This window comes from Roseburia sp. CLA-AA-H209 (assembly GCF_020687575.1).
GTDB classification, from domain to species: domain Bacteria; phylum Bacillota; class Clostridia; order Lachnospirales; family Lachnospiraceae; genus Roseburia_C; species Roseburia_C amylophila.
Genome location: NZ_JAJEQU010000007.1, coordinates 93,122 through 106,936, shown reverse-complemented (window position 1 = coordinate 106,936; position 13,815 = coordinate 93,122). Strand labels below are relative to the sequence as shown.

Sequence of the window (13,815 nt, the reverse complement as noted above, 5' to 3'; positions counted from 1 at the left end):
TCCTTTATTATACAGTCACTTTCGTGCCGTTAAATTTTCCGCTCATTGCATTTACAATGCTGTCCGGCTCATTTAATCCGAATACATACATTGGCATTTTATTTTCCATACACATAATAGATGCGGTTAAATCTACTACTGCAAGCTTCTTATCAATCACTTCCTGAATGGATACCTCATCATATTTCTTTGCTGCCGGATTTACCTTCGGGTCACTGTCATAGACACCGTCAATGGCTTTTGCCAGGAAAATGCCCTCTGCATCCATTTCAATGGCACGGAGTACAATTCCGGTATCTGTTGAAAAATAAGGATGTCCTGTTCCACCTGCAAAAAATACTACCATTCCTTTTTCAAAATATTTATTGGCACGGTCTTTTGAGAAAAGTTTGGTCATGCTTCCACACTCAAACGGAGTCAGAATCTGTGTCATCATTCCAACAGAACGGAAGATTTCAGATACATAAATACAGTTCATAATCGTTGCAAGCATACCAATCTGGTCTGCTTTGGTACGGTCGATAGTCTCGCTGGAACGTCCTCTCCAGAAATTACCGCCACCAATTACGATTCCAACCTGGCATCCGCCATCTACAATCTGTTTTACCTGGCGGGCAACTTCTGTTACGGTCGGCTCATCAAAACCTGTTTTCTTTTCTCCTGCAAGTGCTTCTCCACTTAATTTTAAAAATACTCTCTTCATTATTTATTCTCTCCAAAAAGACTTTCCACATCAATATCAGCATAGCACTGGGAACAGAAACCTTCGATAACTGCACCATTGTTAATCTGAACAGAACGGGATTTGATGTTACCCATAACAACTGCAGAAGTATCTACAACTACAGGTCCCTGAACATCGATATCGCCCTTGATTGCTCCTGCGATAACTGCAGAGCTTGCGGTAATATTTCCAATAATGACAGAACCAAGTCCGATTTTAACAGTTCCGGTGCTTACTACTTCACCTTCTACTTTTGCAGCATCAGCGAAGAATTCAGCAGAATTGCTGTTTCCATTGATAGTTCCGGTAACAACCAGCTTGCCATTACACTGAACATCACCATTAATATTTCCACGGATATCTAAAGAACCAGTAGATGCCATATTACCGGTAATGGATGTTCCTTCTGTGATTACAGATACTTCATCTGAAACTTCATCTGATGTCTGAACCGGAGCAAAATGTGCCGGAGTTGCCGGCTGTACCGGTGTTACTGTCTCTTCTGGCATTGTCATGGTTTCATTTGCTGTTGTCTCACTCATTTTACTTTCCTCCTGAATATGTAAATCTTCTTTTTCTTCTGCAGCTGGTGTCTCTACTTTTGTTTCTGTTTCCTGTGCCGGTGCTTCCTTCTCTACCGGAGCATTGGCATCCTTGGTAACCTTTTCTAAAAGTCCGTCCAATTTGGATAATTCAGACTCCACATCCAGTTCATCTTCCAATGTATTGACTACTACATCGTTATCCTGCTCTGCTGCCTCTGTTGTGTCTTCACCCGGTACCAGTTCGTTCACTGCCTGCGATAAATCCTCTTTAAAATCTTTAAAAAAGCTCATTCTTAAAAACCTCCATTTTTTCTATTGAACACTGTCTGCACTAATATGCTGTATTACAGTTGTATCCTCAGTAATCGGAAGTAACTCTACTCCCTGTGCCTGTAGTGCCTCAATCATCGGACCTAAGGCTTCCACCGTTGTCTCCTTCGTATTTGCATCATGAAGTAACACAACCGATGTTTTATATTTTACCACATCTTCTAACACATTATCTACCAGCTCGTCCGCTGTATATGCCTGTGATGTAGCATCACCACTGGTTACATTCCAGTCAAAATAAGTAACATCCTGATCATTTAGATATTTTATAAACTCTTTCATATCTGTATTACTGACCTGATTGCTGCTTCCACCCGGGAAACGATAATAATGGCAATCCTCTCCCGTTATATCATAAAGATAATTTTGTATTTTGGTAAAATCATCCTCAAAATTTTCAAGCGAATCGTAAATCACACTGTATTTATGGGAATAAGAATGCATTCCCAGTGTGTGCCCCTCATTTACAATTCTTTTATACATCTCCTGGGACTCTTCATCTTCTTTTCCTACAACAAAAAATGTTGCTTTCACATTATACTGCGCCAATGTATCAAGAATAGCTGCCGTATTGGAACTTGGTCCATCATCAAAGGTAAGATATACTTTAAGCTGATCTCCCGGCTGTGCCTTGTTGCTTTCATCCTCTGCCACCAATGACTGGACAATCGAACTGTCTGCATTCTGATCCTGATATTCTGTGTCTGTCTGTAATTCCGTTCCAGTAGACATTTCTCCTTTCGACTGGTTCTCGTCCTGCTGTACCTGTCCGGAAACAATACCGCTTGATACCAGCCTGTCTATCTGGTTCTGTAAAGAAATTACCCGGCACAACAATACCACGCACAAAATAATCGATATCAGCATCCAAACGAAGATAGATGTTATAATCCCCATCTTCATGCAATTAATGCGTTTTCGCCTTTCCCGCTGTTCCTTTAACCCCTTCGTGGTCTTCTCTTCCATGTAGTGACCTCCCGGTCATAAAATCTCTTTTCTATTGTAACACACTTTAACAAAATATCACTATAAAAAATAATTTTAATTGAATTACTTCTTGAGATTTTTCTTTCTTTTGTCAGAAAATTCCCCTGCAGAAATCACTCTACAGGGGAATTTTATATACTTTTACAATTTGTGCTAAGCTTTTACTTAGTTTCCTGCTATCTGAGCAGCAACTTCTGCAGCAAAGTCTTCATTTTTCTTCTCCAAACCTTCACCTGTTTCGAAACGTACAAACTTCTTAACAGATACAGGAGCACCAACTTCTTTGGAAACCTGCTCTAAGTATTTTCCAACTGTCTGTTTTCCATCTTCTGCTTTTACATATACCTGATCTACTAAGCAGATTTCTTTTAACTCTTTGCTGATACGTCCTTCGATCATTCCATGGATAACCTTTTCCGGTTTCTGGGACTCTTTCGGATCATTCATAATCTGAGCTAAGAGAATTTCTTTCTCATGTGCGATGTAATCTGCACTTACTTCATCTCTGGAAACATATTTTGGATTTAAAGCTGCTATCTGCATTGCAATGTTGGTTAATGCTTCTTTTACTGCATCATTTACAACAGTTGTGTCAGCATCAACGATAACACCGATTCTTCCGCCGCCATGGATATAAGATACTACACAACCATTCTCAGCTACAACCTTTTCGAATCTACGAATCTTTAAGTTCTCTCCGATAACTGCAACTTTCTCTACTAATGCATCTTTTACTGTCTTGCTTTCATCTGCATTCCATTTTTCTTCCATGAATGCATCCATGTCTGCTGCGTCAGAGTTTACTGCCTGTGTTGCAACAGCCTCTACAAACTCACGGAATGTATCATTTTTAGCAACGAAGTCTGTTTCAGAGTTAACTTCAACAACTGCTGCTGTCTTATCATCTTTTACTACAACAGTACAAAGGCCTTCTGCTGCGATTCTTCCAGCTTTCTTCTCAGCTTTTGCCTGTCCGTTTTTTCTTAAATATTCAACAGCCTCATCCATGTTGCCGTCTGTTTCACCTAATGCTTTTTTACAATCCATCATTCCTGCGCCGGTTAATTCACGCAGTTCTTTTACCATTGCTGCTGTAATAGCCATCTTCATTTTCCTCCATTTATTTTTTCTAAAGGTAAGGACAGGCAATTACTGTCTGTCCTGTTTTATACACACGTTGTGTGTTTCTTATCGTTTAAAATACTGTTCTTATGCCTCTACAGCTTCTTCTGCATCCTCTGCAGCTTCAGTGTCAACATCAACAGTTCCCTGATTTGCTTCGATAACAGCATCTGCCATTTTAGAAACGATTAATTTAACGGCTCTGATTGCATCATCGTTACCAGGAATTACATAATCTAACTCTTCCGGGTCACAGTTTGTATCTGCGATACCAATAAGTGGAATTCCTAAGGAATGAGCTTCCTGAACGCAGATTCTTTCTTTCTTAGGATCTACGATAAAGATAGCATCTGGAATCTTCTTCATTTCTTTGATTCCGCCTAAGTTCTTCTGTAATTTATCTAATTCTTTCTTTAATTTGATAACTTCTTTCTTAGGAAGAACATCAAATGTTCCATCCTCTTCCATAGTTTCGATTGCTTTTAATCTTGCAATACGGCTCTGGATTGTCTTGAAGTTAGTAAGCATACCACCTAACCATCTCTCGTTTACATAGAACATGTTACAACGCTCTGCTTCTGTTTTGATTGCATCCTGAGCCTGTTTCTTTGTTCCTACGAAAAGAATAGTACCACCATCAGCAGCGATATCTGCCATAGCCTTGTAAGCCTCATCAACTTTACCTACAGATTTCTGCAGGTCAATGATGTAGATACCATTTCTCTCTGTGTAGATGTATGGAGCCATTTTAGGATTCCATCTTCTGGTCTGATGTCCAAAATGAACACCTGCTTCTAATAACTGTTTCATTGAAATAACGCTCATTGTTTTTCCTCCATTTGGTTATTCTTCCATATACTTCTTATTATCAGACAACCTTGCGGCACCAATCTGACAATCGGTATATGTGTAAATTTATCGCAACGCATGGATTATATCATACTCAGCCATGCTATGCAACCTTTTTTTAATGATGAATCGTTTTATCCGTAAGTATTCCGGCAATTTCTTCATAGCCAGCCCCTTCCGGAATCGTTACGGTTCCGGGCAGGACAAAATTGGCATAATTATTATCTACCATATATTTATTAAATGCTTCTGCATTGTCCACAAGACCTTCTTCCTGCAGACGCTGCGAAACCGCATTAGAAGAATCTCCTACTTCTACGGTAAATTCCTTCTGTACCATATTGGTTCCATCCTGAGATGGTGGTACGGCATCCGCTCCATCTGTTCCCACATCCTGCGATATCTCCCCTGAATCAGTTGTTCCCGGCTGTATATCTGTCTGTTCTGTATTAAAGCCGCCTTCCGTGCTCTTTGGAATCTCATCTTCTGTTTCTGTAGCTTTTGGTATGGTGTCCTTTCCGGTATCTTCCATTACCATTCCAAGTTCTTTTGCCCTTGCAATGATTTCATCATCTGAAAGGTCATTTTTCTTCATTGCAAATGATACGGATAAGATAATCGTGCTTATCAGAATACCAATTCCCAAGCCTCTCAGATAATACTTAAACTTCACTTGTATCTACTCCTTTATACAATCCTACAACCAATCTCACTTCACCCTGTCCAAGGCCCAGTTCCTTTGCTATCTCTACATACGATTTTCCCTGACTGTATAAGGCAAGGATTTTTTCGTTATGATTAGTCTGCTCCGGCTGTTCTTCCATTTCTCCGGTTGCCGGTTCCGTTTCTGTCTCCACCGGTTCCTCTGTGACTTTTACTTCTTCCGTTTCTTTAACTACAGACTCTTTCGCCTCTTCTAAGCTCTCACCGATTTCGGCTGACATCTCGCCAATTTGTCCTGCAAGCTTTGTCAGTTCTGTGTGCTTGTCATTTAGCATGCTGTATAAAAACATAATCTCATTATGGGTCTGATTCATCTTCTCCATAACGGTATCCGAATATTCACCGATTGCCAGCATTTTTTCATTGGTCTCTTTGTCCAGTGCCCGCTCCACCTTATCTGTGGAATCTTCAATTGCATGGTCAATCTGGTCTTCTATCGCAGCTTCTGCATCTTTTAACTTGTTTTCCAGTATTTTTTTTATCTCATTCTGACTCAGTTCCGCAATACGGTCTAATTCTGCACCGGATAGCTTTTCTGTTACCATAAAGCTTCCTATCATCATAACCAGACCAGCCAGAATCAGGATGATTTCCACGCCTGTCATCTGTCAGATACACTCCTTTTTATATTTTAACATCAAAGCCTCCAATTGCACCTTTGATAACCACACGGTCTTCTTTCTGTTTCTTTTTCCGTTGTTCCTGCCGCTGGTACTGCCCCTTTCCCTCTTCCTTTGCATCAAAACGATGTTCTTCCATCTGGGAATCATCTTTCCTGGTCACCTGCTCTGATTGGCGGTATTCTTCTCTTTGCACCTCTATCTGGATGTTCTGCTGATCTACCATTGGTTTCATATCCTGATGTTGTTTCAGTGTTCCGACATCCTGCGTTCTTTGAATGACTCCATTCATATCTACCGGACGAATCGACATATCCATGCACCTCCAGCCTGTCTCAACCATACTTCATTACATGTTTGAGATTTTTACTTCACCCTCGTCCTTATAAAGCTGGCAGAAACTTCTGTCATCCTTTACAATAAGGCTTACATCGGTAATATTTACAATTACTCCCGCATACAGTGTCTTTGATACTTTCACCCTTGCATTGCTACTGCCATTTAATATACTCTGCAGCCTTTCGTATTCATGCTCTAATGGTGTACGCTGAGCTTCCTTCTCCTTAAAAGCACGCATAAGCTGTTCAATATACTGGATTTTTCCCTGATCCAGTTTTTCTTTATTCTTAAGCTTCTCTCCATAGGTAGTAAGAATCGTCCGAATCTGTTCAATGGTCTTATTCAGCTGAAGCAGTTCTTCCTGCACTTTCACATAACGTTCTTTCTTTTCCGGATCCACACCAACTTCAATACGTGTTCCTGCTCCAAGGCTGGAACCAATGGTCTGGGCTTCTACCAGACTGCCCGCCCGGATAACACCACCTGTTATGAATCCGTTCTTACCACTTACGCGAACCTCTGTTGCTGCTGATACCTTACTATGTAAAATAGAATCTGTTTCAACATAACCTCCGGAAATGATGGTTGCATTTTCAATAAACTTGCAGATAACATTTCCCTGTGCCCGAAGTATTCCTTTGGTCATTCCATGAATTCCACGTTTTACAATAATCTGACCACCCGCCTGTATCAGTGCATCTTCTACCACGCCTTCTACTACTATATCACCTTTTGCAATAATTGAAAAACCACCCTTTACATTACCTCTTACGGTAACGTTTCCCGGATAATCAATATTACCGGTGGAATTATCCACGTCTGCCGGGACTTCATAGACATCTGATACAAATACTTTACCATTTACCAGACTTGCATGTCCGGTTACTTCAGAGTACAGTTCTGTTTTGTCTTCCGATACCCGGATATTATTTCCATATTCTAACTGAAGGGAGCGTACTTGTTTTGGTTTAATTTCCCTTCCCTGTACATCATATCCTTTGATTCCACGATCTTCCGGAAATAATTTTGCCAGAAGGTCGCCTTCTTTGATATAGCTGATTACATTCAGTTCACGGTAATCTACCGAACCATCTTCATTCTTCTTCGGCTTTAAATCAACATCTGTATTAAAATAATATTCAATTCTGGCATCCTGACCATCTACCGGTTTTTTCCCTTTTGCCAGCACAAAATCGGTACAGTATGCCCTATCCTGGAAAAATTTCAAAATTTCATCCTGATCAACCCCTGCTTTGACACCTTTTGCAGTTAAATCCCTTAAGATTTCCTGCACATTCATATTCGTGCCGCCTGCAGCCGGATAAAATCTGCATACCGCCTCCATGGCATCTGCTGATACTGTTACGGACATCTCTTCATTTATCTGAATCGGATAAATATCTCCGACCATAATCTCTGTCATCTCATTGCTGTTAATTGCTGCAACCAGTTCCTTTAAATTATAATCCGGGCAGCCATGCCTTTCCAGATACTCTGTCAGTTCACCAATTTCAATAACATTTCCTTCCAGAGCTGCCGGGAAAAGCTTAATATAAGTCGCATGTTCCTTTATCACAAATTGAAAATAAGCATTTGCCTGTCCCATAGCTTCCCTCCTTTTAACTTTCTTCAACCAATATATCCATATAACTTCCCATTTTCTTTTTCATCTTTGCCAGAGCTCTGGTATGAAGCTGGGATATTCTTGATTCAGATACTTCAAGAATACTGCTGATTTCCTTCAAAGTAAGTTCTTCATAATAATAAAGTTCAATTACCCTGCGCTCCTTTTCCGTCAAGGTCTCAAGGCTTTGTGCCAAAACTTCTTTCAGTTCGCTTTCTGCCACCACATCTTCCGGTTGTGCAAAATGGGAATTTTTTGTCGCATCCATCGCAGGCTCTGTTCCCTGCTCCACAAACTCATTTAAAGAAACAACATTGGTAACTTTTAACTGGGACTGCCAGTTCAGGTATTCATCCTCTGATACCCCAAGTTCGCTTGCAATCTCTTCATCCAATGCCGTCTTTCCTGTCTTCATTTCTATATTTTTTATTGCTTCGTCAATCTTTTTCTGTTTTTGGCGAACAGCCCTCGGTATCCAGTCCATTTTACGAATCTGGTCTAATATTGCCCCACGGATTCGAAGGCTTGCATATGTCTCAAATTTAACATCCTTGCTTCGGTCAAATTTATCAATTGCATCAATCAGTCCAAAGATTCCATAGCTGACCAAATCTTCATATTCTACATTATATCCAAGATACATACTCAATCTGCCCGCTACTAATTTAACTAACGGAGCATATTCTATGATAATCTGTTCCCGTATTTCAGATACTGGATTTTTCCGATAGCTTTCCCACAGTTTTTCTCTGTCCACTGTTTTCATGCCATAGCCTCCGGTTTCTTATAATTACTCTTCTTTCGCTCTTTTCTCTTCCTCTTTTTCTGACTTTTCTGATGTATCTTCTTTTTTCTCATCAGCAGACTCTTCTGCATCACCATCTGCTTTTTCTTCTGTACTGCTTTCTTCATCCTTTGCAGCTTTAAAATTCTTTTCCAAGATATAAGCTGCAATGCCCCCAAGCAGATAGAATATAATCAGTACCAGCAATAATGTCTTTGTAAAGGCAAGCAATTCCATTTTCTGAAAAATTGCCACAATACAGGTAATAAATCCTGCGGTCAACATTACGATTGCAGGAATCGGTTTTGTCTTCATCTTTACATCCTCAATCTAAATAATTTTCAATTCTTTTCCAACAGACTTAATATAGAATTCTCCGGTATCGCAATGCAATTCTACGGTACGTCCATAATTCAGCCCGGTATCCTCTGCCAGAAGCGGAATACCAAGCTCCTTCAGTTTCTGTCTGGAAGCTTCTGCATTTCTTGCTCCAATATTTCCCACTTCAGAGTTACCACTTACCTCGAACATTCTGGCTCCGCCTGCAATCTTTGCTACAAGCCTGCTCTTTGCCGCCCCTGCTTCTGTCATCCGGCGAACCAGCTCTACAATTCCTGTATCTGCGAATTTCGCTATATTCGAATTATTTTTCATCTTTGTACTGTCTGGCAGCATAATATGTGCAAGTCCGCCAATCTTTGTAACCGGGTCTAGCAATGCTATTCCTATACAGGAACCCAGTCCTAATGTGGTAATTGTATCCGGAGCCTTGCAAATATTTAAGTCTGCCATACCAACTTTTATTACTTCACCCATTGATACCCTTCTCCTTATAAGGTAATTCCCAGAGATTTCAGAATCTTCTCATAAGACTCAAGGTCAGGTAACAGAATAAAATATCCTTCTATCATCACTTCATCTCCGAATTCTGTCGTAATCATAAGTGCATTGTCTCCAATTTTACCAAACTGTATTGCCGGAACACTTAAAATAGCTCCCGCCATATCAATTGCAATATAAGGAACCGATGGTGCAATAGTAAGCTGTGTCATGGCAGAAAGCGCGTTCAGATAAGAACCGGCAATGATATTTCCTATTTCTTTTAATGCAGACATATCCATCTCATCAAAATCTTCCGCATAATCTGCCGGACGTCCCATTAGTTTATTTACCAGATAATGTGCAGAATCAAGTTTCATAAGAAACATCATGCTGCCGGTAATATCATCTGTTACTTCCAGATAGATTCCTACGATTGACTCATCTTCCGGGCAAATTGCAGAACCCAGTTCCTGAAAGGTCAGTAATTCAACTCTTGGTACATCCATATTAATCCGGATATTCAACATATTTGCCATTGCAGTTGTTGCATTTCCGGCACCAATATTTCCAATTTCTTTTAAGACATCCACATACATGTCATTTACCTGGTTCAAAGTATAATCCGCCAATTTTATCCTCCTGCTGTCATTTCAAGATATAGAATATAGTGAGGCATTTGCCTCACTATATCTATAACAATTACGCATTTTCTTTTTCTTCTATAATAGAATGAATATCCAGAAGGGAAATTAATTCATCTCCGTTTTTACCGATTCCATCGATAAAAGATACCTTGGCATTCTTCATATCGCCACTCACTTTATCAATTTCATTGGTTCCTAATGTAACAACTTCTTTTACTTCATCCACGATTATTCCCAGTGCACTCTGCTGTTCAATTTTTAAAATTATAATACGGCTGGCATTGGTAAATACATCTTCTTCCAGTTCCATACGGATTCTGAGACTCATAACCGGTACGATTTCTCCACGAAGATTGATAATTCCTTTAAAGAAATTCTGTACTCTAGGTACTCTTGTAATCTTCTGCATACGGACAATATTGTCTACATAACTGATATCGATTCCGTACTGCTCATTTCCGATTTTTACAACAATATACTGTTTTCTGATATTTTCTACTGTTTCAAGTTGCTCTGCCACTCTGCACACCCCCTGTTAAATCAATGTATTTGCATCCAGGATTAATGCGACTTCGCCATCACCCAGAATTGTTGCACCGCTGATTGTCTTATTATTATTAATATACTTACCAAGTGATTTAATTACGATTTCCTGCTGTCCAAGAAGATTGTCTACAACAAGTCCTGCATAACGTTCGCCTTTTCTTACGATAACAACAGTAAGGCTTTCTACTTCTTCATCCTTCGGTGGAATATCAAGTATCTGATCCAGCCGGATGATTGGAATAACAGAACCACGTAAATTAATTACTTCCTTGGATTCTACATATTTAATATCTTCAACCGGAATATCCTCGATAGTCTGAATTGCGCCTAACGCAATTGCATATTTTTCATCGCGAATTTCCACCATCAACGCCTGAATGATTGCCAGTGTAAGTGGCAGTCTTACTACGAATTTGGTTCCAACGCCAAGTTTGCTCTTTACCTCAACATCTCCGCCTAATGCTTCAATATTGGATTTAACAACGTCAAGACCTACACCACGTCCGGAAATATCGGTAATCTGTTTTGCCATAGAGAAACTCGGCATAAATAAGAAATCGATAATTTCTTTCTGGCTCAGCTTTTCTGCCTGTTCCGGTGTTACCAGACCACGCTCTACTGCTTTTGCTTTAACCTTCTCTGTATCAATTCCGTTACCATCATCACTTACTTCAATGATTACATTATTTCCTTCCTGGAATGCATTCAGATTAATGGTTCCTGTTTCTGGCTTACCGCGTTCCTTACGAACTTCTGCACTCTCAAGACCATGGTCAGCAGAGTTACGAAGCAGATGCTGCAACGGGTCGCCAATCTGGTCAACTACAGTACGATCAAGTTCTGTATCTTCACCGGTCATGCACAATTCCATCTTCTTATTCAATCTTCTGGAAAGGTCACGAATCATACGTGGGAATTTGTTTACAACGCTCTCAATTGGAACCATCCGCACTTTCATAACCGATTCATGAAGACTGGTTGTAATTCTTTCCAGATACTCAATCTGCTCATGGAATGACTGATTCTGGAAATTGCCTCCTTCCTGGGAGCCAATGGATACCAAACTGTTTTTTGCAATGATCAGCTCACTCACCTGGTTCATCAGTGCATCCAGTTTTTCGATATCCACACGCACGGTACGGTTTGTAACCGGTTTGCCTGCCGGTTTTGACTTAGTCTGTGCCGGTTTATTCTCTTTATGTACTGCCTGTTCTGCCGGCTTTGCTTCTGATGTATTTGCTGGAAGATTTTCCTGTACATTTTCCTCATGGAATAGGGTTGCCGTCTTCACTTCTTCACCAACGGCATCCGCAATTTCAGATACATTTTTAACTGCTTTTAAAATATCATCTAATGCAGCATTGGATGATAAGAACAAACTGAAGTCCAGTTCAAAACGTTCATCCTCAATATCCTGGGAACTTGGACTGTAAACAACAATCTGTCCAAACTCTTCTACTGCTTTAAATACAAGGAATGCTCTTGCCGCTTTCAAAAGGCAGTCTTTCTGTACTTCTACTGTAATTCCGTAAATTTTGTTTCCACTTTCTTCAGCTGCTTTTAACGCATCTTTATCTTTGGAAGAAAATTCTACGCTTAAGTATTTCTTTTTACCATCACCGTTTTCCGGTTCTTCTGCTTTCTTTTCTTCTTTTTTCTCTTCCTTTGCAGGTGCGGCTGCTCCGCCGTTCTCTGCATTCTCTAAGAATTTGTTCAAAGCTGTAATCAGTGCTTCGTTGTCTTCTGTACCTTCATCTGATGTACTCTTGATCGTATCGAGGTAACTTTCAATTGCATCCAGACACTGGAAAAGAATATCAATCATTTCACTGGTGACTTTTACTTTGTCACTACGAACTTCCTGGAATACATTTTCCATATCATGAGTCAGATGCTGCATTCTCTTAAAGCCCATGGTTCCTGCCATTCCCTTTAAGGAGTGTGCTGCACGGAAAATTTCATTAATGGTATCTTTGTTTTCCGGCTCCTTTTCCAAAGTCATAATGCAATCATTCAGGCTCTGGATATGCTCACTTGTCTCATCAATAAAAATTTCTAGATACTGGCTTACATCCATCTTTAATTTACCCCCACATTCTTTAGAATTGTGTCCGCAACACTTTCTAATGGTACTATTTCATCAACAAGTCCTGTCTCTGCAATTGCCTTTGGCATTCCATATACCACAGATGTTTCTTCATCCTGAGCAATTACGTATACATTTTTTTCTTTCTGGAGTTCTGAAATTCCCTTTGTTCCATCAGCACCCATTCCGGTAAGAACTACACAGGTAATTTCATCATAGCCGCTGTCCATCAAAGACTCATACATCAGATTGGCACATGGTCTTAATCCACCAATTGCCGGTGCATCACTTAAAACAATACAGTGCGTTCCATCTGCTAACCGCTGTACCAGTAAATGTTTTCCTCCCGGTGCCACATAAACATGTCCTTTTTCCAAGACATCACCTTCGTTTGCCTCTTTCACATCCAGCGGGCTGAGTTCATTCAGCCGGTCTGCCATGGATTTTGTAAAACCAGCCGGCATATGCTGAACCACAAGAACCGGTGCATCCATATTGGATTTCAGCAATGGAATTACACTCTGTAAAGATTTTGGACCGCCTGTGGAACATGCAATTGCAACAATCTTGCTCCGGGCTGCATCCTTCGTTCTAATCTTCCGGACAGCTGCCGGTTTTACCACATTCGTAATTACTTTTTTCTGATACGTCTGTGTGCTTCCTGCTGTAGTTATTGTTGCAAGAACTTTTATCAGTTTTTCCCGGAAACGCTGTCCCTTTGTCTCTATCAGATTATTTGGTTTCTCGATAAAGTCAATTGCACCACGTTCCATTGCCTTGAGTGTAACTTCAGCTCCATCTGTCGTTAATGTACTGACCATTACTACTGTTGCTTTTATATTTTCTTTTTGTAATCTTTCAAGTAGTTCCAGTCCGTTCATTCTTGGCATATTTACATCTAAAACAACTGCGTCATATGCTTTCTGACACAATTTTTCATATGCTTCCAAGCCATCTCTGCATGTATCCGTTGCCTGAAAACCACTATCTGAATTAATTATATCACAGATAACTCTTCTCATGAGTGCTGAGTCATCAACAACCAGAATATTCTTTTTCATTCTATTAAT

At 40.1% G+C, this 13,815-nt stretch carries 16 protein-coding genes; all 16 read right to left on the bottom strand.

The annotated features are described in order from the left end of the window. Positions 1-7 precede the first annotated feature (7 nt). The 16 genes from pyrH to LKD41_RS08415 all read right to left on the bottom strand — a co-directional run bounded on the left by pyrH (position 8) and on the right by LKD41_RS08415 (position 13,806). The gene (gene pyrH / locus LKD41_RS08490; protein WP_022243275.1) at positions 8-703 is read right to left on the bottom strand and encodes a UMP kinase; all 696 of its coding nucleotides are present in this window, start codon (positions 701-703) and stop codon (positions 8-10) included. After that, positions 703-1,560: a polymer-forming cytoskeletal protein gene (locus tag LKD41_RS08485; protein WP_022243276.1), complete on the bottom strand. Its 858-nt coding sequence runs from the start codon at positions 1,558-1,560 to the stop codon at positions 703-705. Before LKD41_RS08485 ends, pyrH begins: the two co-directional genes overlap by 1 nt. 21 nt (positions 1,561-1,581) lie before the next feature. Then, a complete protein-coding gene (locus LKD41_RS08480; RefSeq protein ID WP_022243277.1) occupies positions 1,582-2,565 on the bottom strand; it encodes a polysaccharide deacetylase family protein in 984 nt (327 codons plus the stop codon). 186 nt (positions 2,566-2,751) lie between these two features. Continuing rightward, positions 2,752-3,690, bottom strand: a complete 939-nt coding sequence (gene tsf, locus LKD41_RS08475; RefSeq protein ID WP_022243278.1) for a translation elongation factor Ts — start codon at positions 3,688-3,690, stop codon at positions 2,752-2,754. A 105-nt stretch (positions 3,691-3,795) separates the two neighbouring features. Next, entirely contained in the window at positions 3,796-4,533 is a 738-nt protein-coding gene (gene rpsB, locus LKD41_RS08470) for a 30S ribosomal protein S2 (protein ID WP_022243279.1), read from the bottom strand. Between the two features lie 142 nt (positions 4,534-4,675). Next, positions 4,676-5,230: an endolytic transglycosylase MltG gene (locus LKD41_RS08465; protein WP_227700925.1), complete on the bottom strand. Its 555-nt coding sequence runs from the start codon at positions 5,228-5,230 to the stop codon at positions 4,676-4,678. After that, positions 5,220-5,885, bottom strand: a complete 666-nt coding sequence (locus LKD41_RS08460) for a DUF6115 domain-containing protein (protein ID WP_227700924.1) — start codon at positions 5,883-5,885, stop codon at positions 5,220-5,222. Before LKD41_RS08460 ends, LKD41_RS08465 begins: the two co-directional genes overlap by 11 nt. Before the next feature lie 19 nt (positions 5,886-5,904). Next, positions 5,905-6,213, bottom strand: a complete 309-nt coding sequence (locus tag LKD41_RS08455) for a hypothetical protein (protein ID WP_022243282.1) — start codon at positions 6,211-6,213, stop codon at positions 5,905-5,907. Between the two features lie 36 nt (positions 6,214-6,249). Then, on the bottom strand, positions 6,250-7,845 hold the full coding sequence (locus LKD41_RS08450; RefSeq protein WP_227700923.1) for a FapA family protein: 1,596 nt from the start codon (positions 7,843-7,845) through the stop codon (positions 6,250-6,252). A 13-nt stretch (positions 7,846-7,858) separates the two neighbouring features. Then, positions 7,859-8,629, bottom strand: coding sequence for a FliA/WhiG family RNA polymerase sigma factor (locus LKD41_RS08445; RefSeq protein WP_227700922.1), 771 nt, complete (start codon positions 8,627-8,629; stop codon positions 7,859-7,861). 24 nt (positions 8,630-8,653) lie between these two features. Next, the gene (locus LKD41_RS08440; protein WP_117699038.1) at positions 8,654-8,962 is read right to left on the bottom strand and encodes a hypothetical protein; all 309 of its coding nucleotides are present in this window, start codon (positions 8,960-8,962) and stop codon (positions 8,654-8,656) included. A gap of 15 nt (positions 8,963-8,977) precedes the next feature. Further along, on the bottom strand, positions 8,978-9,463 hold the full coding sequence (locus LKD41_RS08435) for a chemotaxis protein CheD (protein ID WP_022243286.1): 486 nt from the start codon (positions 9,461-9,463) through the stop codon (positions 8,978-8,980). Between the two features lie 14 nt (positions 9,464-9,477). After that, the gene (locus tag LKD41_RS08430) at positions 9,478-10,098 is read right to left on the bottom strand and encodes a chemotaxis protein CheC (protein WP_022243287.1); all 621 of its coding nucleotides are present in this window, start codon (positions 10,096-10,098) and stop codon (positions 9,478-9,480) included. A gap of 70 nt (positions 10,099-10,168) precedes the next feature. After that, entirely contained in the window at positions 10,169-10,633 is a 465-nt protein-coding gene (locus tag LKD41_RS08425) for a chemotaxis protein CheW (protein ID WP_022243288.1), read from the bottom strand. A 15-nt stretch (positions 10,634-10,648) separates the two neighbouring features. Continuing rightward, positions 10,649-12,736, bottom strand: a complete 2,088-nt coding sequence (locus LKD41_RS08420) for a chemotaxis protein CheA (protein ID WP_022243289.1) — start codon at positions 12,734-12,736, stop codon at positions 10,649-10,651. A gap of 2 nt (positions 12,737-12,738) precedes the next feature. Further along, complete coding sequence (locus tag LKD41_RS08415) at positions 12,739-13,806, bottom strand: protein-glutamate methylesterase/protein-glutamine glutaminase (protein ID WP_022243290.1); 1,068 nt, start codon at positions 13,804-13,806, stop codon at positions 12,739-12,741. Positions 13,807-13,815: the final 9 nt, after the last annotated feature.